The 21,953-nt window shown below is 34.8% G+C and carries 22 protein-coding genes; 20 read left to right on the top strand and 2 right to left on the bottom strand.

Annotated features, from left to right (window positions below):
- Positions 1 to 920: 920 nt before the first annotated feature.
- The 10 genes from rpmH (at position 921) to NST77_RS20535 (ending at position 11,051) form a co-directional block, all read left to right on the top strand.
- Positions 921 to 1,055 (top strand): 50S ribosomal protein L34, encoded by a 135-nt coding sequence (gene rpmH, locus NST77_RS20580; protein ID WP_016201470.1) that lies wholly within the window; start codon positions 921 to 923, stop codon positions 1,053 to 1,055.
- A gap of 178 nt (positions 1,056 to 1,233) precedes the next feature.
- Positions 1,234 to 1,581: a ribonuclease P protein component gene (rnpA, locus tag NST77_RS20575; protein ID WP_047944605.1), complete on the top strand. Its 348-nt coding sequence runs from the start codon at positions 1,234 to 1,236 to the stop codon at positions 1,579 to 1,581.
- A gap of 139 nt (positions 1,582 to 1,720) precedes the next feature.
- The gene (gene spoIIIJ / locus NST77_RS20570; protein ID WP_369988879.1) at positions 1,721 to 2,455 is read left to right on the top strand and encodes a YidC family membrane integrase SpoIIIJ; all 735 of its coding nucleotides are present in this window, start codon (positions 1,721 to 1,723) and stop codon (positions 2,453 to 2,455) included.
- On the top strand, positions 2,452 to 3,081 hold the full coding sequence (gene jag / locus NST77_RS20565) for an RNA-binding cell elongation regulator Jag/EloR (protein ID WP_341123498.1): 630 nt from the start codon (positions 2,452 to 2,454) through the stop codon (positions 3,079 to 3,081). The genes spoIIIJ and jag overlap by 4 nt, the downstream gene beginning before the upstream one ends.
- A gap of 433 nt (positions 3,082 to 3,514) precedes the next feature.
- A complete protein-coding gene (mnmE, locus tag NST77_RS20560; RefSeq protein ID WP_095333229.1) occupies positions 3,515 to 4,900 on the top strand; it encodes a tRNA uridine-5-carboxymethylaminomethyl(34) synthesis GTPase MnmE in 1,386 nt (461 codons plus the stop codon).
- A gap of 73 nt (positions 4,901 to 4,973) precedes the next feature.
- The gene (gene mnmG / locus NST77_RS20555) at positions 4,974 to 6,854 is read left to right on the top strand and encodes a tRNA uridine-5-carboxymethylaminomethyl(34) synthesis enzyme MnmG (protein WP_123258651.1); all 1,881 of its coding nucleotides are present in this window, start codon (positions 4,974 to 4,976) and stop codon (positions 6,852 to 6,854) included.
- A gap of 24 nt (positions 6,855 to 6,878) precedes the next feature.
- Positions 6,879 to 7,598, top strand: coding sequence for a 16S rRNA (guanine(527)-N(7))-methyltransferase RsmG (rsmG, locus tag NST77_RS20550; RefSeq protein ID WP_249879495.1), 720 nt, complete (start codon positions 6,879 to 6,881; stop codon positions 7,596 to 7,598).
- A 380-nt stretch (positions 7,599 to 7,978) separates the two neighbouring features.
- Positions 7,979 to 8,869 carry a nucleoid occlusion protein gene (noc, locus tag NST77_RS20545; protein WP_095333235.1) on the top strand — a complete coding sequence of 297 codons (891 nt, stop codon included), beginning with the start codon at positions 7,979 to 7,981 and terminating at the stop codon, positions 8,867 to 8,869.
- Positions 8,870 to 9,439: 570 nt separating this feature from the next.
- The gene (locus NST77_RS20540) at positions 9,440 to 10,201 is read left to right on the top strand and encodes a ParA family protein (protein WP_047944597.1); all 762 of its coding nucleotides are present in this window, start codon (positions 9,440 to 9,442) and stop codon (positions 10,199 to 10,201) included.
- Entirely contained in the window at positions 10,194 to 11,051 is an 858-nt protein-coding gene (locus NST77_RS20535) for a ParB/RepB/Spo0J family partition protein (protein WP_123260161.1), read from the top strand. Before NST77_RS20540 ends, NST77_RS20535 begins: the two co-directional genes overlap by 8 nt.
- 87 nt (positions 11,052 to 11,138) lie before the next feature.
- On the opposite strand, the gene yyaC is transcribed toward NST77_RS20535, so the two are convergent.
- A complete protein-coding gene (gene yyaC, locus NST77_RS20530) occupies positions 11,139 to 11,747 on the bottom strand; it encodes a spore protease YyaC (protein ID WP_123260162.1) in 609 nt (202 codons plus the stop codon).
- A 458-nt stretch (positions 11,748 to 12,205) separates the two neighbouring features.
- Here yyaC and NST77_RS20525 point away from each other — a divergent pair, with 458 nt between their 5' ends.
- The 10 genes from NST77_RS20525 (at position 12,206) to dnaB (ending at position 21,589) form a co-directional block, all read left to right on the top strand.
- Positions 12,206 to 13,057 (top strand): mechanosensitive ion channel family protein, encoded by an 852-nt coding sequence (locus NST77_RS20525; RefSeq protein ID WP_095333241.1) that lies wholly within the window; start codon positions 12,206 to 12,208, stop codon positions 13,055 to 13,057.
- A gap of 20 nt (positions 13,058 to 13,077) precedes the next feature.
- Positions 13,078 to 13,278: a DUF951 domain-containing protein gene (locus tag NST77_RS20520; protein ID WP_095333243.1), complete on the top strand. Its 201-nt coding sequence runs from the start codon at positions 13,078 to 13,080 to the stop codon at positions 13,276 to 13,278.
- A 178-nt stretch (positions 13,279 to 13,456) separates the two neighbouring features.
- Positions 13,457 to 14,557: a redox-regulated ATPase YchF gene (gene ychF / locus NST77_RS20515; RefSeq protein ID WP_095333245.1), complete on the top strand. Its 1,101-nt coding sequence runs from the start codon at positions 13,457 to 13,459 to the stop codon at positions 14,555 to 14,557.
- A gap of 165 nt (positions 14,558 to 14,722) precedes the next feature.
- Positions 14,723 to 15,874, top strand: coding sequence for a glycosyltransferase family 4 protein (locus NST77_RS20510; protein ID WP_341123496.1), 1,152 nt, complete (start codon positions 14,723 to 14,725; stop codon positions 15,872 to 15,874).
- Positions 15,875 to 16,039: 165 nt separating this feature from the next.
- The gene (gene rpsF, locus NST77_RS20505) at positions 16,040 to 16,330 is read left to right on the top strand and encodes a 30S ribosomal protein S6 (RefSeq protein WP_047944590.1); all 291 of its coding nucleotides are present in this window, start codon (positions 16,040 to 16,042) and stop codon (positions 16,328 to 16,330) included.
- Between the two features lie 56 nt (positions 16,331 to 16,386).
- Positions 16,387 to 16,905, top strand: a complete 519-nt coding sequence (ssb, locus tag NST77_RS20500) for a single-stranded DNA-binding protein (protein ID WP_047944589.1) — start codon at positions 16,387 to 16,389, stop codon at positions 16,903 to 16,905.
- Between the two features lie 41 nt (positions 16,906 to 16,946).
- The gene (gene rpsR / locus NST77_RS20495) at positions 16,947 to 17,183 is read left to right on the top strand and encodes a 30S ribosomal protein S18 (protein ID WP_047944615.1); all 237 of its coding nucleotides are present in this window, start codon (positions 16,947 to 16,949) and stop codon (positions 17,181 to 17,183) included.
- Positions 17,184 to 17,554: 371 nt separating this feature from the next.
- The gene (locus NST77_RS20490) at positions 17,555 to 19,528 is read left to right on the top strand and encodes a DHH family phosphoesterase (protein WP_095333247.1); all 1,974 of its coding nucleotides are present in this window, start codon (positions 17,555 to 17,557) and stop codon (positions 19,526 to 19,528) included.
- Positions 19,525 to 19,974, top strand: a complete 450-nt coding sequence (gene rplI, locus NST77_RS20485) for a 50S ribosomal protein L9 (protein ID WP_095333249.1) — start codon at positions 19,525 to 19,527, stop codon at positions 19,972 to 19,974. The genes NST77_RS20490 and rplI overlap by 4 nt, the downstream gene beginning before the upstream one ends.
- Positions 19,975 to 20,224: 250 nt before the next feature.
- Positions 20,225 to 21,589 carry a replicative DNA helicase gene (gene dnaB, locus NST77_RS20480; RefSeq protein ID WP_047944586.1) on the top strand — a complete coding sequence of 455 codons (1,365 nt, stop codon included), beginning with the start codon at positions 20,225 to 20,227 and terminating at the stop codon, positions 21,587 to 21,589.
- A gap of 224 nt (positions 21,590 to 21,813) precedes the next feature.
- On the opposite strand, the gene NST77_RS20475 is transcribed toward dnaB, so the two are convergent.
- Positions 21,814 to 21,951, bottom strand: coding sequence for a hypothetical protein (locus tag NST77_RS20475; RefSeq protein WP_163185934.1), 138 nt, complete (start codon positions 21,949 to 21,951; stop codon positions 21,814 to 21,816).
- Positions 21,952 to 21,953 lie beyond the last annotated feature (2 nt).

Raw genomic sequence — 21,953 nt, 5'->3', positions numbered from 1 at the left:
GGAATGGTCAAAATTACTCAATTTATCGTTTCTGAAAAAATATTAAAAACAAAAAAAGAGCCTTAAAGCCTTAAGATAAAATCGCTCAGAAATACTTTTGCTAAAAAATTTAAAATCAATTGATGCGATAAGCAGTAATCGTAAACAGGTGTTAAAAATTTTTTTGCAAAAGTCGATATTTTTTTCTTTGATTCCTGTATTTAGTCGTCAAATTCCTGCAAAAGGAATCATCCAATCGTGACTTTGGACAAAATCTTGCGCTATATTGATATAAATAGGCAAGATAACAGGAAAGTTGTCCTTTTCTAATGTGGAAAAATATATTATAAGGAAGATTAGTGGTATTTCGACAGTATCCACCATCTGTGGAAAACTCTGTTCAGTCACAAAGAATAAGATGTCCACAACTTATCCACAGATTGTGGATAATGGAGTTATGCACAGATTTTATTCAGATGTGAAAACAAAACTATAATAACAAAAATTTATAAGAACTGCAATGCTTTTTAATATCTTATCCACAAGTCAATTAGGTTGTTAGTAATAAATGTCCACAAGGTATTAGTTTGTTGAAAAGTTGTAAATAACTATTGTGGAAAAAATATTACCGTCGAAATTTATCCACAATCGTCGAAAGGATAGTTAAAAATGCTTAAAATTAGATAAATGAAATTTTTGTTGAATATTGAAATTGGTAAAAATTATTCGTTAAGAAATAGAAATGTTGGGAAGGATTATGAAGTAGAATAGAAAAATATGTGGTATACTATTGCAATGGCCTAAAAAGATAGGAACATCACTAAATAAAGTGATCCATAAAATTAGATAAATAAAATGAATAGTTGACAATTAATTGCCTATGTTTATATAATTGTAAGGACTGTCTATAACAGCTATTCCTCAGGGAGGTGTCATATACAATGAAAAGAACTTATCAACCAAATAAACGTAAAAGAAGTAAAGTTCACGGATTCCGTAGCCGCATGAGCAGCTCAAATGGACGTAATGTCTTAGCGCGCCGTCGACGCAAAGGAAGAAAAGTATTATCAGCTTAGGCCACTGAAAAGTCAGTGGTCTTTTTTCAATTAAAAGGAGAAGGGAATGATCTTGCATAAAAGGACAGACCCTTCCTTTTTTTACAATAGATTGGTTTACTTCACGTTAAGATGCCTATCTAATTCTTTCTTTTATTGAGAAATTAGGTAAGTTGGAGGATTGAAGGAGTTATAAACGTTGAAAAAAGAATTTAGAATTAAGAAAAATAAAGAATTTCAGTCTGTTTTTAAAAAAGGGCAATCTTTTGCCAATCGACAGTTTGTTATTTATAAATTGAAAAAAGAAGAACAAGTGCATTTTCGTATTGGCTTATCTGTTAGCAAAAAAATTGGCAATGCCGTAAAAAGAAACCAGATAAAACGCTATGTAAGACAAGCATTTCTTGAATTAGATGACATGTTGGAAAATAAGTATGATTATGTCATAATTGTAAGAAAGCCTGTTGCTGATATGTCTTTTGAAGAAGTAAAAAAGAGTCTTATCCATATTTTGAAAATAGCAAAAGTTCTTTCAAAAAAGAATTAATGGGAAAATTCTATTAAAGCGTTTCCTACCATTCGTTTATCGGTTACAATACTTATTAAGTAATATTCGAAAATTATATTACAGGAGGATTTGCAGCTTGAATAAGAAATTTTTATTGATAGTTGGTCTACTTTTTTTAATGACCATTCTAACAGGATGTACAGAGTTTAATCAACCAATAACTTCTGAAAGTGAAGGGATTTGGAATGAATACATTGTATATCCATTATCTCAATTGATTATTAAAACAGCAGCATTCGCTGGGGGTAGTTATGGTATCTCTATTATTATCGTAACTATTTTAGTTCGACTGGTTATTTTACCGCTTATGATTAAACAAACAAGAAACAGTAAGGCAATGCAGGCGATCCAGCCACAGATGAAAGAGCTGCAGCAAAAATATAGCTCGAAAGACCAAAAGACACAACAAAAGCTTCAAGAAGAAACAATGAAGTTATTCCAAGAGAATAAAGTAAATCCATTAGCGGGGTGTTTCCCTCTAATCGTACAAATGCCTATATTGATTGGATTTTATCATGCTATTTCTCGTACAAGAGAAATTGCTTCCCATGATTTCTTATGGTTCAGTTTAGGACAGCCTGATCCAATCTATTTATTACCGATAATAGCTGGTGTAACAACATTTATTCAAACAAAACTATCAATGGCAGGAGCACCGCCAAATCCGCAAATGCAAATGATGGTTTGGATTATGCCAGTGATGATTTTAGTATTTGCTATTAATTTCCCGGCAGCATTATCTCTTTACTGGGTAGTAGGGAATATCTTTACAATTGTTCAAACGTATTTTATCAAAGGTCCTGAAATTAAAACTGCTGGACAAACTAGCAAAGCAGGAGGAGCGAAGAAGTGAAAGAAGTTACTGCCGTAGGACAAACAGTCGACGCAGCAGTGGAGTCAGCTTTAGCTCAGCTTAAGACAACAAAGAATCAAGTTGAAATCATTGTTGTTGAGGAAGGAAAAAAGGGATTTCTTGGTTTTGGTTCTAGATCCGCAAAGGTAATTGTAAAGAAAAAAGTAAATCCAGTGGAATTAGTAGAGGAATTTCTCAAAGATGTTTGCGAAAAAATGGGCGTTCCTGTTAAGATTCAAGTAAAACAAAATGGCAGAAATATATTGTATGAATTATCTGGTGAAAAAATTGCTCTATTAATCGGTAAAAGAGGGCAGACCCTTAATTCTATTCAATATCTAGCACAATTGGTCATTAATAGAGAATCAAAAGAATACTTAAAAGTATTATTAGATGCAGAAGGCTACCGTGAACGAAGAAAACAGGCGTTAATTCAGTTAGCGGAAAGAATTGCCTATAAAGCGGTTAAAATAGGCAAAGAGATTCCGCTCGAACCGATGCCCGCTGATGAAAGAAAAACAATTCATACTGCTTTGGTATCTTTCAAAGGAATAAAAACTTACTCTTCGGGAGAAGATGCGAAAAGGCATATAATTATTGCACCGATTAAGATGAAAAATAGATAGAAAAAGAGATTGTCTCTCAAGAAAGAGGCAATCTCTTTTTTTACCTTTAAAAGAAGTTAGTGGTTATTTCCCATTATGGATGGTTCGTTGGTTATTTAGTTTTGGAGGCAGAGCCATGAAAGAAGGAACAAAAGCAACTATCGAATAAAAGTGATTTAGAAAAAAGTAATAGGAGCTAATAAACTGGATCTAAGCATCCATAAAATTAGTAAGAAGAAGGGCATTGCTTTTGTAATTTTATTTTTCGTTTTATTGTTATTCACATGTGGATAAGATAAAATGGTAAGTAATGATAAAAATGAATGTGGATAAGTGTGCGGATTTTTTTCTTTTTTTACATTTGTGGATATGTTAATCTAATCTATTGTAATCATGTCAAAGGTGAATACAATCATTTAAATAGATATTATTTTTTTGAATTGAGGTGAAAAAGATGGAATTAGATACAATTGCTGCGATATCGACGCCAATGGGCGAGGGAGCGATCGCAATCGTTCGATTAAGTGGACCGGATTCAATAAAAATCGCAGACAAGCTCTTTAAGAGTATAGGAAATAAAAAGTTAAGTGAGGTAGCAACTCATACGATACATTATGGACATATCATGGATCCAGCAACAAATGAGGTTGTGGAAGAAGTAATGGTATCGTTGATGAGAGGGCCGAAAACTTTTACAAAAGAAGATGTTGTCGAAATTAATTGCCATGGTGGACTTGCCTCGGTGAATCGCTTATTGCAGTTGACTACTTCTCATGGTGCAAGAATTGCCGAACCAGGAGAATTTACAAAAAGAGCCTTTTTGAATGGAAGAATCGATCTTTCTCAGGCAGAAGCGGTAATGGATTTAATAAGAGCCAAAACAGATCGAGCGATGAATGTAGCACTTGGACAAATGGAAGGAAGATTATCGAAATTAATCAAGCATTTGCGCCAAGAAATTTTAGAGACATTAGCTCAAGTAGAGGTTAATATAGATTATCCAGAGTATGATGATGTGGAAGAGATGACACAGCAAGTGATGTTCGAGAAATCGAAGTATATTAAGACGGAGATTGAAAAATTACTGCAAACATCACAACAAGGAAAGATTCTGCGAGAAGGTCTAGCGACCGTTATTGTGGGAAGACCAAATGTAGGGAAATCCTCTTTATTAAATAGTTTAGTGCAAGAAAATAAAGCAATCGTTACAGATATCCCTGGTACAACAAGAGATGTCATTGAAGAATATGTAAATGTGCGCGGAGTTCCTCTTCGTTTGCTGGATACTGCCGGTATTCGAGAAACAGAAGATATTGTAGAGCGAATAGGGGTAGAGAAATCTCGGAAGGTACTACGAGAAGCAGATTTAATTTTGCTTGTCTTAAATTATGCGGATGATTTAACAGAAGAAGATAAGAATATTTTTAAGGCAACAGAAGGTATGGATTTTATTGTAATAGTTAATAAAACAGACTTACCACAAAAGATTGATTTAGAAAAAGTAAAAGAACTTGCCGGTAATCGAAAAGTCATTACGACTTCTTTAGTAGAAGAAAATGGTGTAGATCAATTAGAAGAGGCAATATCTAGCCTATTCTTTGAAGGTTCTATTGAAGCAAGTGATATGACCTATGTTTCTAACTCCAGACATATTTCCTTATTGAATCAAGCATTAAATGCTATTAGTGATGCAATAGTAGGCGCAGAAACTGGAACACCGATCGATATTGTACAAATTGATTTGACAAGAACCTGGGAAATACTTGGTGAGATTATTGGTGAAAGTGTTCATGAAAGCTTAATTAATCAGTTGTTCTCGCAATTTTGTTTGGGGAAATAAATGAATTAACATAAATAGTACAGAGCCTCGAAATCAAGCTAAAAGAAAGTCTTAGAAAGAAGGAGGCATCATGATGCAGTACGAAGCTGGAAATTATGATGTAATTGTTATTGGTGCTGGCCATGCAGGTTGTGAAGCAGGACTTGCGGCAGCAAGACTAGGCGCCAAAACATTAATGTTAACAATTAATTTAGATATGGTTGCTTTTATGCCATGTAATCCATCTGTGGGGGGACCGGCAAAAGGGATTGTTGTTAGAGAAATTGATGCTCTTGGCGGCGAAATGGGTAAAAATATTGATAAGACCTATATTCAGATGAGAATGTTGAATACAGGAAAAGGACCTGCAGTCCGTGCACTAAGAGCTCAGGCAGATAAATATATGTATCAACATGAAATGAAAAAGACATTAGAAAATGAACCTAATCTGACATTAATTCAAGGGATGGTAGAAGAATTAATAGTAGAGGATCAAGTTGCAAAAGGTGTCATTACGAAAACGGGTGCTACGTATCGTGCAAAAACAATTGTCGTCACTACTGGAACGTATCTTCGCGGCGAAATTATTTTAGGGGAGCTTAAATATTCAAGCGGTCCTAATAACCAGCAGCCATCCATTCGATTATCAGAGCATTTACAGGAGCTGGGTTTTGACTTAGTTCGCTTTAAAACAGGAACACCTCCTCGTGTAAATAGTCATACTATTGACTACTCTAAAACAGAAATACAGCCAGGAGATGATGTTCCAAGAGCATTTTCTTATGAAACAACGAAATTTATTACAGAACAGCTTCCTTGCTGGCTAACATATACAAATGAAACAACACACCAAATTATTGATGCAAACTTACATCGTTCTCCGATGTACTCAGGGATGATTAAAGGAACTGGACCACGTTATTGCCCATCAATTGAAGATAAAGTGGTTCGATTTAACGATAAACCGCGACATCAAATTTTCTTAGAGCCAGAGGGAAAAAACACTCAAGAAGTTTATGTGCAAGGATTATCCACAAGCTTGCCTGAAGATGTTCAACAGGAAATTCTAAGAACGATACCAGGATTAGAAAATGTGCAAATGATGCGTGCGGGATATGCAATTGAGTATGATGCTATTGTGCCAACACAGCTATGGCCAACATTGGAAACAAAGAAAATCAAAAATCTTTATACTGCTGGTCAAATTAATGGAACTTCAGGATACGAAGAGGCAGCAGGGCAAGGATTAATGGCTGGGATAAATGCAGGCTTAAATGCTTTAGAAAAAGAAGAAGTTATTTTAAGTCGTTCTGATGCATATATTGGCGTTTTAATTGATGATTTAGTTACAAAGGGTACAAATGAACCTTACCGTCTTTTAACTTCTCGAGCAGAATATCGTTTATTACTTCGCCATGATAATGCAGATTTGCGTTTAACGGATATTGGCTATAGAATTGGTCTTATTTCTGAAGAACGTTACGCAAAATTCTCGGAGAAAAAGCAATTAATTGAAAAAGAAAAGCAACGTTTAAGCGAAGTTATGCTAAAGCCAAATGAACAAGTTCAAAACGTTATTAAAGAACAAGGCGGCAGTGAATTAAAAGATGGCATAAGAGCAGGAGACTTATTAAAGCGACCTGAAATGAATTATAGTCATATTGAAGGACTGGCACCTAGTGAGATAGAATTAACGGAAGATATAAAAGAGCAAGTAGAAATTCAGATAAAGTATGAAGGCTATATTGAGAAATCCTTACAGCAAGTAGAAAGACTAAAGAAAATGGAGAATAAAAAAATTCCTGAGAACATTGATTATGATGCTATCTCTAGTCTTGCAACAGAAGCAGTACAGAAATTAAAAAAAGTTCGACCATTGTCCATTGCGCAGGCATCAAGAATATCTGGGGTAAATCCAGCAGATATATCCATTTTATTAGTTTATTTAGAACAAGGGAAAATTGCTCGAGTTTAATCTCTGGATAGAAAGGGTTCATGCATGAATACGGAAGAATTTATTCAAATGCTCTCCGATAAAGGAATCACTTTATCGGAAAAGCAAATAAATCAGTTTGAGCTCTACTATGAAACATTGGTAGAGTGGAATGAAAAAATGAATTTAACAGCTATTACGGAAAAATCAGATGTTTATTTGAAGCATTTTTATGATTCCATTACTGCTGGATTTTACTATGAAGGGTTTCATCATCCTGCACAGCTATGTGATGTGGGAGCTGGGGCTGGCTTTCCAAGTATTCCTTTAAAAATTGTCTTTCCTGATTTAAAGGTAACAATTGTTGACTCCTTGAAGAAAAGAATTCATTTTCTTGAGCATCTAGCGTCCGTTTTAGAGTTAGAAGAGGTTAACTTTATTCATGATCGAGCAGAAACCTTTGGCCAAAATAAAGAGTATCGTGAAACATTTGATATTGTTACGGCCAGAGCTGTAGCAAGACTTTCCGTCTTAAGTGAACTTTGTCTACCACTAGTAAAGGTTGGAGGTACTTTTGTTGCTATGAAAGCAGCAAGTGCCAAAGAAGAACTGGAAGCTGGAAAAAAGGCTGTAAACCTATTAGGAGGAAAGGTGAATGCAACACACGCCTTTTTGTTGCCAATGGAAGAAAGCGAAAGAAATATCATCACAATCGCAAAGGAAAAGCCAACACCTAAAAAGTATCCTAGAAAACCAGGAACTCCTAATAAGGAACCAATCGAGTAGGGAAAGCCTGAAAGCCTAGGCAATTTAGCGGGATGAGATGTTAGCTGTCTTAAAGCTAATTCACGTCTTTCGAAGATACTCTTTTTTCCACCCCTCTTTAAAGTGAAGTTTGTCGAATGATAAGGGGTGGAATCTTACTATGAAGACAGTAAAAATAGGCGATTAATTTTAAGCTATTACGAAAGAGAAAAGAGAATGATATAATCATTCATAGGATTAGGACTATATCAATTATCATATCTACTATATAATATACCTATAATTGTCATATTCTATTAAATTTCGAGAAGTTTCTTTCTATAAGTTAGATGACTTTGCAGGGATTAATGTTTCATATAGAGAATAATTAATAGGGAGTTTTGTAAAGGTGGTGCAGGGTGATGAAGCCTTCTTTCTCACGATTTTTTGGACTAGGCGAAAAGGGAGATCCAATAGAAGATGCTAGTCAATTAGGTGCAGATGCTGCTCAAGAGGAGATCGAGAATATGGGAAACAGTGAAGAAGTTAGAAAAATCCCAATTCATCAGATTGTTCCTAACCGTTTTCAACCAAGAACGGTATTTGATGATGAAAAAATTGAAGAATTAGCTCGTACAATCCATACCCATGGTATTATTCAACCAATAGTAATTAGAGAGTATGAGCAAGATAAATTTGAAATCATTGCTGGAGAACGAAGATGGAGAGCAATGAAAAAGCTTGGTTGGGAAGAAGCGCCAGCTATCATAAAAAACTTGAGTGATACAGAAACTGCGTCTGTTGCACTTATTGAAAATCTTCAAAGAGAAGAGCTTTCTCCAATTGAAGAAGCAATTGCATATGGAAAATTATTAGAGCTGCACAATCTTACCCAGGAGGCCCTTGCGCAAAGATTAGGGAAAGGGCAATCGACTGTTGCGAATAAATTGAGACTTCTTAAATTGCCAGAAGAAATTCAAGAAGCTTTATTAAATAAAGAGATTTCTGAGCGTCATGCTCGTTCGATGATTCCATTAAAAGAACGCGAAAAACAAATTCAGCTTTTACAAGAAATCATTGAAAAGGGCTTAAACGTAAAGCAAACAGAAGAGCGTGTAGTGAGAATGCTCGAACAGACGAAGCAGAAGCCAAAGCCAAAAAGAAAGGCTTTTAGTAAAGATATGCGGATAGCTGTAAATACAATCCGCCAATCATTAAATATGGTTTCTGATAGTGGTATTAATCTGAATGCTCAAGAAGAAGAATTTGAAGATTTTTACCAATTTACAATTAAAATACCGAAAAAGAAATAATAGGTTAATAGATTTTATATAGCATAATTATTTATATTTCCTTGAAGATTTTGAGCTCTGTTAAATTCCATTTGTATTAAGAATTCCTTTTCGTCATTATATTTATTTAACAGAGCATATTTTTTGTGAGAATAATAGCCATTAATGCTGATTCTCACTTTTTTATAGGATGATTTTTTCCTCAAAGGACACCACAAATAAAAATTTAAAACCTCCATTGCTTATTTACGATGATTATTTTTAGGCCAATCAAATAGAGAAATTCTCCAAAAATGCTTGTAATAATAAGGTTTTTCCCCTTATTTTATTGTAGGAGTTTCTTTTCATTTTCCATCATTAATCGAGATTAAAAGAAAAAATAACGATATTTAGAAGTTTTCATGATAAAATAATATACGTGATTACAATAGGTAGGAAATGAGCCATGTTGTAGTCTATTCTGTTTTTTTACTAATAAATTGGTTTATAGTTTTAAAAGAGCTATAAACGGTTCAATCATTTTATATTAAGTAGCCATCTTGCGTCGATTTATATTTCGTAGCTAGTATGGAATAAAAGGTAGGTGACATCATGGGTAAAATTATTACTGTTGCTAACCAAAAAGGTGGAGTTGGAAAAACAACTACATCAGTCAATCTTGGCTCTTGTTTAGCATATATCGGGAAAAGTGTATTATTAGTAGATATTGATCCACAAGGAAATGCTACTAGTGGTGTAGGTATTGAAAAAGCTGATGTTGATCATTGTATCTATGATGTGTTAGTCGATGATCTAGAAGCAAGTATGGTGATTAAACAGACAAATGTAGAGAATTTGGATGTTATTCCAGCTACTATTCAGTTAGCTGGGGCAGAAATAGAACTTGTTTCTACTATTTCGAGAGAAGTTAGATTAAAAAGGGCATTAGATGAAGTCAAACATAACTATGACTACGTATTAATAGATTGTCCTCCTTCTTTAGGGTTATTAACGATTAATGCATTAACTGCTTCAGATGCGGTATTAATTCCAGTTCAATGTGAATATTATGCGTTAGAGGGATTAAGTCAATTATTAAATACAGTTCGACTTGTTCAAAAACATTTAAATCATGATTTGGCCATAGAGGGTGTGCTGCTAACAATGTTAGATGCTAGAACAAATCTAGGTTTACAAGTTATTGAAGAGGTTAAAAAGTATTTCCAAGACAAAGTCTATAAAACAATTATTCCAAGAAATATTCGATTATCAGAAGCACCGAGTCATGGGGAACCAATTATCATTTACGATCCAAAGTCACGTGGTGCAGAAGTATATTTGGACCTTGCGAAGGAAGTGGTTACTAGTGGCTAAAGGACTTGGAAAAGGATTAGATGCCTTTTTTCCTAAAATAGATGTTGAGAAGGAAGAAAATGTTCAAGAAATAAGTCTAAATGAATTACGTCCGAATCCTTATCAGCCAAGAAAATTCTTTGATGAGGAAGCGATTGAAGAATTGAAGCTTTCTATACTAGAACATGGAATTCTTCAACCGATAATCGTTAGAAAGAGTATTAAAGGCTATGAAATAGTTGTTGGTGAACGTAGATATCGAGCAGCTAAAGAAGCTAAGCTAGAGACAGTTCCAGCAGTTGTCCGTCAATTAACAGAGCAACAAATGATGGAATTAGCAGTACTAGAGAATCTTCAAAGAGAAGATTTATCACCTATTGAAGAAGGACATGCCTATCAGACTTTAATGAAGAAGCTAAAGCTGACTCAAGAGGAACTTGCAAAGCGTTTAGGTAAAAGCAGACCCCATATTGCCAACCATGTTCGCTTATTGACTCTTCCAAAGGCTGTTCAAAATTATATTTCTGATGGTAAAATATCCATGGGACATGGAAGAACTTTATTAGGACTGAAAAATAAAGATAAGCTTCCAGCAATAGTTGATAAAATTATTAAAGACGGATTAAACGTGCGTCAGCTGGAACAATTAATTCAGCAACTAAATGAGAATGTTCCACGTGAAACAAAAAAAGAAAAAGCACCTGTGAAAAATGTCTTTTTAAAAGAGCAAGAATCATTTCTGCGTGAAAGATTTGGTACTACTGTTCATATTAAACAGAAGAAAAATAAAGGGAAAATTGAAATTGAATTTTTCTCTGAAGACGACTTAGCGCGTATTCTTCAATTATTTGAATTAGAAAATGAAAAGTAAAAAAGCCACCTAAGAAAGGGGAGTTTACAGAGGATGTGAACTACGCCTTTTTTAGGGGGCTTTTATATTAGAAAAGATAGAATGGGATTAAACGGGTTCCTCCTTCACCTGATATTCTCTAGTATGCATATAGCGAAGGCTAGTATGATAAATGCCTTTTGAAATGATTTTGGCCATATTTAATACTAAGCTTAATCTAGTATTCTGAAGAACCAAGAATTCCATAAAACCACTAATATTTACTATCCCTGTAATATGAATATTTCCTACAGGAGGAAGCTCTTTATTGACACCACTACCCGGTTTTACAGGCCCATCACCAATTTGTACGATACCTACACTTTTCATTCTACCAAGACAAGCATCAATCCCTATTATATAAGGATTTTTATGTTTTTCATGCACTTCTTTTAATTTTTCCTCTAAATTAAGAGCGTGTATTGGATCATCTAGTGTTCCATAAACATGAAAAGGAGAAATATTCTTTTCACTTAACAAGGTACCAATAAGCGGACCTAATGAATCTCCAGTAGAACGATCAGTTCCAATACAAATAAAGACAATTGGCTGATTGATTGAAATGGATGGCAAATGTTTAGCTAATGAATCTGCAATCTTAAAGGCGGCTAATTGTTCATCATATGCTATTCTAACGGGAAGTTCATTTTTTTCGAAAAGGCTGGAATATAAGGTCATTGAATCTACTCCTTTTATTTAGGATTCGATAATATCTATAGGAGAAAGCAATTATTAAGTTAATGGATGTTTTGGCCAACCAGCAAAGATGGAAATCTATCGAACCATTAGTTGTTTTTAAGCAAAGTTATTGTAGTATTCAGTATATGGAAAAGAGCCATATTCTATACATATCCATCAAAATAAAGGAAAAAAGAGTGAGACAAATAGGAGAAAAATTTATGGTAATAAGGGCAAAAGTCCTTTGTTTTAGGAAATATCGTACTACAAAGCAAATAGAAAAACTGTTAAAATAAACTTACCCAATATGAAGGCTTTTGAAGAGTAAAATAGAAAAATAGTTAGCATTATTTTTTATTTGAAGTAACTTTATAGAAAGTGTTTCAACCATTACGTTGCATGAATAGAGGATAAAAGGAAAATAATCTAGTAGAAGTTTATATTTAGAGGTGTTCTAAATGGATAAGAATATAAAAGAAGGTATAGATAGTCTTATGAATGAGAATTTGTGGAGGGATGTCGGCTTTGGAGCACTAAAACTTGTCCTTATTTTTCTAATAAGCGGAATTATCATCAGGATAGGGAAGGCTGCGGTACGGAATATATTTAAAGTAAGAACACATTCTGCCTTACGCGTATCTGAAAGAAGAGAAGCAACATTAATTAAGCTGTTAGAAAACACGATTACTTATGTTGTTTATTTCATAGCTATCATGATGGCATTATCTGTCTTTCATATTGATGTTAAAGCATTATTAGCAGGAGCGGGAATTGTCGGCCTAGCTATTGGTTTTGGAGCTCAAAGTCTTGTGAAAGATATTATTACTGGGTTTTTTATAATTTTTGAAGACCAGTTTTCTGTAGGAGACCAAGTACGTATAGGTACTTACGAGGGCGTAGTCGAGGAAATTGGATTACGTACAACAAAAATAAAAGGATTTACTGGAGAGGTAAACATTATCCCGAATGGAAGTATTGTGGATGTAACGAATTTCTCCATCAATAATAGTAAAGCGATTGTCGATGTAAGTATTGCTTATCAAGGTGATATTAATCGAGCAGAAAAAGTAATACAGGAACTAATCGAAAAATTACCAGAGCAATATGAAGATATTGTTGGTGTTCCTGAATTATTAGGGGTACAAAATATTCAAGCAGCAGAAGTAACCATTCGTGTTGTCGCTGAAACATTGCCAACGAAGCATCATGCTATTGCAAGGATATTAAGGAAAGAAATAAAAAATGTTTTAGATGAAAATGGAATTGAAAGTCCTGTCCCAAAATTAGTTATGTATTCGCAACCACAGTAATTCATTTTTTAGGAGGTATTATGGAACAGAAAGAATTTGCTCTAAATGATGTAGTTGAGATGAAAAAAGCCCATCCTTGCGGTACAAACCGCTGGAAAATAATACGATTAGGAATGGATATTCGCATTAAATGCGAGGGATGCGGGCATAGTGTTCTTATTCCGCGAAGAGAATTTGCAAGGAAAATGAAAAAGGTATTAGTAAAGCATGAACAAGAATAGACTATTTTTCTCAGAAAAGACTGCAAATAATATTTGTGGTCTTTTTATTGATGAGAAAGGAACACTACTTGTCTTTTTCTCTCGTTAAAACTATAATTGTTAGAGGTTTATAATAATAATGAAATTACTTTCTATTTTGTACGATAGAGGTAGAAAGTTTATATAAGGGAGTGGCATAATGGCGTTAACTGCTGGAATAGTTGGTTTACCCAATGTTGGTAAGTCTACATTATTTAATGCAATTACACAAGCAGGTGCAGAATCAGCAAACTATCCGTTCTGTACAATTGATCCAAATGTTGGAATTGTAGAAGTACCTGATCATCGTTTAACAAAATTAACAGAATTAGTACAACCGAAAAAAACAGTACCTACTACTTTTGAATTTACAGATATTGCCGGAATTGTAAAAGGGGCAAGTAAAGGAGAAGGGCTTGGTAATAAATTCTTATCTCATATTCGTGAAGTAGATGCAATTTGCCAAGTAGTACGTTGTTTTGCTGATGATAATATTACCCATGTCTCAGGAAAAGTAGATCCAATTTCTGATATAGAAACAATCAACCTAGAGTTAATTCTTGCTGATTTAGAATCGGTAGAAAAAAGAATTGCCCGAGTTGGGAAAATGGCGAAACAAAAAGATAAAGAAGCAGTTGCGGAATTAGAAGTATTAGAACTATTAAAAGCTGCTTTTGAAGAAGAAAAACCAGCAAGAACCGTAGAATTTACAGAAGAACAAGCAAAAATTGCTAAGGGGCTACATCTCTTAACCATTAAGCCGGTATTATATGTTGCGAATGTAGGCGAAGATGAAATTGCTGATGCAGCAAATAATGAATATGTAAAGCGAGTAAAAGAATTTGCTGCAAATGAAAATGCAGAAGTTATTATTATTTGTGCAAAAATCGAAGAAGAAATTGCGGAGCTTGAAGGGGAAGAAAAAGAAATGTTCTTACAAGAGCTTGGCATTGAAGAATCTGGTTTAGATCAGTTAATTCGTGCGGCTTATCATCTTCTTGGGCTAGCAACATACTTTACTGCTGGTGTGCAAGAAGTACGTGCTTGGACATTTGTACAAGGAATGAAAGCACCACAATGTGCAGGAATTATTCATTCCGATTTTGAAAGAGGCTTTATTCGTGCCGAAACCGTTTCTTATGAGGATTTATTAGCGAGCGGTAATATGGTTGCAGCAAAGGAAGCTGGTAAAGTTCGCTTGGAAGGTAAAGAATATGTTGTGAGAGATGGAGATATTATCCACTTCCGTTTCAACGTTTAATACAATAAATAGGAAAATCACTCCTGCTAAGGAATAGCGGGAGTGATTTTTTATATGGAAGAAGATAACTGTACAATCTTTTTACAATTCTTTAAAACTCTCCAAGCATTCGATTGTTAAAATAAATATAACATAAAATAGTTTGCTAAAAAGGGAGTGAGGCTTTTGAAAATTGCCATTTTTTCAGACACTTATTTTCCTCAAGTAAATGGTGTTGCTCAGACTTTAAAAAGACTTACTAATCATTTTGACAACAGACAAATAGCTTATCAAGTTTATTCTCCTGAAAATAAAACTTCTACTACATACCCTAATATAAACCAATTTCCAAGTCTTCCGTTTTTTCTTTATCCTGAGTGCCGAACTGTTATCACCAATCCAAAGAAAATAGAAAATAGTTTAAAAAAATTCCAACCAGACCTTATTCATCTAGCAACACCATATATGATGGGATTCTACGGGTTATTTGCTGCTAAGAAATTAAATATTCCAGTGGTATCCTCCTATCACACCAACTTTGATCAATATCTTAAATACTACCATACCTCCTTGCTAGAACCATTTTTATGGAAATATTTAAAATGGTTTCATCAAGCAACGGAAAAAATATTTGTTCCCAGTAAAGAAACACAAAGAAAGTTAGAGTCCTTACATTTTGATGGCTTAAAAGTTTGGGGAAGAGGGATTGATTCAAAGCTTTTTGCGCCTAATCATGATGCTAAAGAACAACTAAGAAAGAAATACCATATAAAAGAAAAATATATTTTATTGTATGTAGGTAGGTTAGCTCCAGAGAAAGATTTAGATACATTAAATAAAATTATTCATTTTCCTTCTGATATCAAAGATTCGGTCCATTGGCTAATTGTTGGAGATGGACCAAACAAAGAAGCCTGGAGGGAAAAAGAGAGAGTACAAAAAAATATTACCTTAACTGGTTATATAAAGGGGGAAGAGTTGGCAAGGATATATGCAGGAGCAGATCTTTTTGTTTTCCCTTCCTTTACAGAAACTTTTGGGAATGTCGTTTTAGAAGCCATGTCTAGCGGTACTCCGGCTGTGGTTGCGAATGCAGGAGGGGTAAAAGAGTTTGTAATAAACGATGTGAATGGAAGAATATGTGAACAGCAAAATGCTGAGAGTTTTGTTCATGCAATAAGTGAGCTATTGGAAGATGAAACGATGCGATTGAGAATGGGAGTAGAAGCTAGAAATTATGCTTTAACTCAATCATGGGATACTATTTTTGATGGGTTAATAAGTGATTACTATGAAGTTTTACAATCCAGTCGTAATATTAATCAAAAGTACGCTTAAAAGAGCTAGTACTTTTCATTATTTGTATAATAAAAAAGAAAAGATATCAGCTCATTTTCCTGCATTGCTATTTAGTATGAAGTATGCTATACTTTTACATTGTGAGTAATGTATAGTTGCTCCTTGCCCAATATGGGCCGTCTAGACCAAAAGGAGGTGAAAGTGATGAAAAAGTACGAAATTATGTACATCATCCGTCCAAATATTGAAGATGAGGCTAAGAAAGCTCTTGTTGAGCGTTTCAACTCTATTCTTACAGATAATGGAGCGGAATTAGCAGAATCAAAAGAGTGGGGTAAACGTCGCCTTGCATATGAAATCAATGATTTCCGCGATGGTTACTATCAATTAGTAAAAGTTAACGCTGCACCAGTAGCGGTTGAAGAATTCTCTCGTTTAGCTAAGATCAACGAAGATATCATTCGCCACATCGTAGTTAAAGATGAAGCAAAATAATAATAGATAAGTGATGTTTCACGTGAAACATTTAAAATGGAAGGGAGTTGAAACTGATGATGAATCGGGTAGTTCTTGTTGGCCGTCTAACGAAGGATCCTGACTTGCGTTATACACCGAGTGGAGTTGCTGTGGCATCTTTTACACTTGCGGTTAACCGTACTTTTACGAACCAGCAAGGGGAAAGAGAAGCAGACTTCATTAACTGTGTTATTTGGAGAAAACCAGCAGAAAACGTTGCTAATTTCTTGAAAAAAGGAAGTTTAGCAGGTGTTGATGGTCGTATTCAAACTCGTAGCTATGATGGACAAGACGGAAAACGCGTGTATGTAACAGAAGTATTAGCAGAAAGTGTTCAGTTCTTAGAACCTAGAAACAGCTCTGGTAATAATAGAAGTGACAACATGAATTATGGGGCCCCAAGAGAACAAGATAATCCTTTTGGAGGATCAAATAATTATCAGAATCAGCGACCTCAAACAAATAGAAACAATCAAGATTATACAAAAGTGGATGAAGATCCATTTGCAAATAGCGGTCAAATCGATATTTCAGATGATGATCTACCGTTCTAAACAGTAATTTTGATAATAAAAAGGAGGTTAATCTCATGGCAATGGGTGGACGCAGAGGTGGCCGTGCAAAACGTCGTAAAGTATGTTACTTTACAGCTAACGGTATCACTCACATCGATTATAAAGATGTAGATTTACTTAAAAAATTCATCTCAGAACGTGGTAAAATTTTACCTCGTCGTGTAACTGGTACAAGCGCTAAATATCAACGTAAATTAACGATTGCTATTAAACGTGCTCGTACTATGGCTTTACTACCATACGTAAGTGGAGAATAATTAGCCTATAAAAAACCCTATTAGACATTTGTTTAATAGGGTTTTTATATTATCTATATGAAAACACTTGCATTTTATTTTTTTTGTTCTCTATACTCATGTTGTCACTAAATTGAAGAAGTAGATAAATGATAGTAAAATATTAGATGAAGATGCAAACCCAAACCCTTTTTTCTGGTAGAATCTCTTTTTCTAATGCCATAATAAGAAATTAATTATGTGGAAAATCTTATTCATCCATCATGGAGTAAACGAACAGAGATAGACCTTTTTATATTTTAATTTAGTATTATGGGGTATAATAGTATCAGGTTTAATGAATACATAGTAAGGATTATGTGAAAATCTCACGAGTTTTAGGAGGAGAAAAATTGCCTACTTTTTTAGAGAAAGGATCCATACGGTATCCATTAATAAGTTTAATCGGTATTACCATTATCATGCTTGGAATCCTCTCTTTTTATAATTGGTTCTTTTCCTTAATTGGGTTATTTCTTTTTGTTATTCCTTTTTATTTTATCTTACGAATAGATAGTCGTCAGAGAAAGGAAACGGAAGAATATATAACCACTCTTTCCTACCGTGTTAAAAAAGTAGGGGAAGAGGCATTAATGGAAATGCCAATAGGAATCATGCTTATAAATGATGATTATTATATCGAATGGACAAATCCCTTTTTAGCATCTTGTTTTACAGAGGATACACTTGTTGGAAGGTCTTTATATGATGTTTCTCCATCCATTATCCCATTAATTAAACAAGAGGTAGAAACAGAAATCATTACATTACATGAAAGAAAGTTCCGAGTCATTCATAAAGTGGAAGAACGACTATTATACTTTTTCGATGTGACAGAGCAAACGGAAATTGAAAAGCTGTATGAAGACGAACGTACGGCAATTGCCATTATCTTTCTAGATAATTATGATGACTTAACGCAAGGTATGGATGATCAGACAAGAAGTAGCATTAATAATACAGTCACAGCCATTTTAAATAAATGGGCTACAGATAATGGAGTCTTATTAAAACGGATTTCCTCTGATCGTTTCATTGCTATTTTCAATGAACATATTCTACAAAATTTGGAAAAGGGCAAGTTTACAATATTAGATGATGTTCGAGAATTAACTACGAAGCAAAATGTACCTTTAACACTTAGTATTGGAGTTGGATCTGGTGTATCTTCCTTGCCTGAGCTGGGAAATATTGCACAATCCAGTCTTGATTTAGCCTTAGGAAGAGGGGGAGATCAAGTAGCGATAAAGCAGCCAAATGGAAAAGTGAAGTTTTTTGGAGGTAAAACAAATCCTGTAGAAAAACGAACTAGGGTTAGAGCACGTGTAATTTCTCATGCTCTAAAGGAATTAGTTTTAGAGAGTGATAAAGTCATTATTATGGGACATAAAAACCCGGATATGGATGCAATTGGCGCAGCGATTGGGATACATAAAGTAGCCCAGATGAACCAAAAGGAAGCATATATAGTCATTAATTTTCAAGAGATAGATACAGCTGTTCGAAGGTTGATGGAAGAAATAAAAAAACAAGAGACCTTGTTTACGAAATTTATCACACCTGATCAAGCATTAGAAATGGCTACAGGCGATACACTTCTAGTAGTAGTTGATACCCATAAGCCTTCTTTAGTGATTGAAGAGCATTTATTGAATAAAATAGAAGATGTAGTAGTGATTGACCATCATCGTCGTGGAGAGGAATTTATAGAGAATCCGATTCTTGTCTATATGGAACCATATGCTTCCTCTACTGCCGAACTAGTAACAGAATTACTAGAATATCAGCCGAAAACTGTTAAAATTGAAATGTTAGAAGCAACAGCCCTTTTAGCAGGAATTATTGTGGATACAAAAAGCTTTACTCTTAGAACAGGGGCACGAACATTTGATGCTGCTTCTTATTTAAGAGGGCAGGGAGCAGACACTGTACTTGTTCAAAAATTCCTAAAAGAGGATATTGAAAACTATGTGAAAAGAGCAAGAATTATTGAAAATGTTCAATTTTATAAAGAGGGAATTGCAATAGCAATAGCGAAGGAAGAAGAAGCAGTAGATGGTGTTTTAATTGCCCAAACAGCTGATACACTATTAACAATGGATGGTATCATCGCCTCCTTTGTTATAGCACCTAGAGGGGAAACGATGATAGGAATTAGCGCACGCTCCTTAGGAGAAATCAATGTCCAAATTATTATGGAAAGTCTCCATGGTGGTGGCCATTTGACCAACGCTGCTACACAGCTATCCAATATGCCGATGGAAGAAGTAGAGGCAAGGCTTAAGTTAGCGATTGATGAGTATTTTGAAGGGAGAAGAAAAGAATGAAAGTTATTTTTCTAAAAGATGTAAAAGGAAAAGGGAAAAAAGGGGAAGTTAAAAACGTAGCAGATGGCTATGCACATAACTTTCTTTTAAAACAAGGTTTGGCTGTAGAGGCGAATGCTTCCGCTGTTAGTACATTAAATGCACAAAAGAAAAAAGAAGAGAAAGAAGCTATTGAAGAGCTTAATAGAGCAAAGGAATTAAAAGAAAAGCTAGAAAAAGTAACAGTAGAGCTGCATGCTAAATCAGGTGAAGGCGGCAGATTGTTTGGGTCGATTACAAGTAAGCAAATTGCTGAAGAGCTAAATAAAAAGCATCAAATTAAAATCGATAAACGAAAAATTGAATTAAATGATGCTATTCGTTCATTAGGTGTGACAAAGGTTCCAGTAAAGCTTCATCATGAAGTGTCTGCAACATTAAATGTACATGTAAAAGAATTAAGCTAATATTGGAAGTTCCATTTGCCGCTAAACATGTTAAAATAGAATAAGCTTAAGAAAATGTGATACAGGTTGAGCTGGTCACATTTTTTGTTTGACTGTTTTTAATAGAAAATATTTAAAAGAAATGAAAAGGGCACAGCGGATACAAAAATCTCTTTCGGCAAATGAAAGAATCTTTTTGTATAGATTGTTGCTTTTTTTCACCTAGGCTATGTTTATTATCATATCCTCTCATTTAAGGAGGTTTTATAGATTGAGTGAAATGTTAAATGATCGAATGCCCCCTCAAAATATCGAGGCTGAACAGGCCGTATTAGGGGCCATATTTCTTGAACCACAAAGCTTAACACTAGCTTCTGAAATATTAATACCGGAAGACTTTTATCGTGGCGCACATCAAAGAATATATTCAACGATGCTTAAATTAAATGATGAAGGAAAAGCAGTCGATTTAATAACTGTGACGTCTGAATTAGCAGCTACTAATAACTTAGAAGATACAGGTGGAGTTAGCTATTTGAGCGAGCTGGCAGCATCTGTGCCAACTGCTGCCAATATAGAATATTATGCGAAGATCGTAGAAGAGAAGTCATTGCTGCGCCGATTAATTCGAACAGCAACAAATATTGCCCAAGACGGATATTCCCGCGAGGATGAAGTAGAAGCCCTTCTAAGTGAAGCGGAAAAGAATATTTTAGAAGTAGCACAGCGGAAAAATGCAGGTGCGTTTCATAATATCAAAGATGTTCTCGTGCGAACATACGATAATATTGAAGAGATGCATAATCGTAAAGGCGATATAACAGGGATAGCAACAGGGTTTGCTGAGCTTGATAAAATGACGGCTGGATTCCAGCGCAATGATCTAATTATCGTTGGAGCGAGACCATCCGTTGGTAAAACGGCCTTTGCCTTAAATATTGCTCAGAATGTTGCCGTAAAAACAGGAGAAAATGTAGCAATCTTCAGTTTGGAGATGGGAGCAGAGCAACTTGTTATGCGTATGCTTTGTGCAGAAGGTAATATAGATGCACAGCGTCTTCGTACAGGGTCATTAACGGACGAGGACTGGGGCAAGCTGACAATGGCAATGGGGAGTCTATCCAATGCTGGTATTTTCATTGATGATACACCAGGGGTAAAGATTACCGATATAAGAGCTAAATGTCGCCGCTTAAAGCAGGAGCATGGCTTAGGAATGATATTAATTGATTATCTTCAGCTTATTTTAGGAAGTGGGCGAGCAGGCGAAAATAGACAGCAAGAGGTTTCGGAAATTTCCCGTTCCTTAAAACAGCTTGCACGTGAGCTTCAAGTGCCTGTAATCGCCTTGTCGCAGCTATCACGTGGGGTAGAGCAAAGACAAGATAAGCGTCCGATGATGTCTGATATCCGGGAATCAGGAAGTATTGAGCAGGATGCCGATATTGTAGCATTCTTGTACCGTGATGATTACTATGACAAGGAATCAGAAAGCAAGAATATTATAGAGATCATTATTGCGAAACAGCGTAATGGACCAACAGGAACAGTACAATTAGCTTTTGTTAAAGAATATAATAAATTCGTCAATTTAGAACGGCGCTTTGAAGATGGGGCAATGCCGACAGGCGCTTAGGGAAAAAAGATTAGTAGCTAAAAAACTATATCTATTTATTAAAATTACATGCACCTGATAAAGAAGTAACTTTTGATATGTTATTACGTATGTACAATAATTCCTAATTAGTACGACATATGCACGTTAAAATGATATTGGAGCTAACATCTTAATTAGAAGAGTTTTATTAGGAAAATCTAATTTCTCTTTTGACGAGCACCTTGAAAAAAACCATAACCATCTTAACCCAAAAAATTAAGATGGTTATGGTTTTTTCTTATCTTTACCTTAGTAACACTGGTTGATTTCTTCCCTAATTTCTCAAATTGTTTTAAAAGATCCTTCGGGATTTTTTCTCCCCTTAAAATCGATTTAGCCATAT

Source organism: Niallia sp. FSL W8-0177, assembly GCF_038006285.1.
GTDB classification, from domain to species: domain Bacteria; phylum Bacillota; class Bacilli; order Bacillales; family Cytobacillaceae; genus Niallia; species Niallia circulans_A.
The sequence above is the reverse complement of the archived record's forward strand: the minus strand, read 5'-3'. Positions and strand labels throughout refer to the sequence as shown.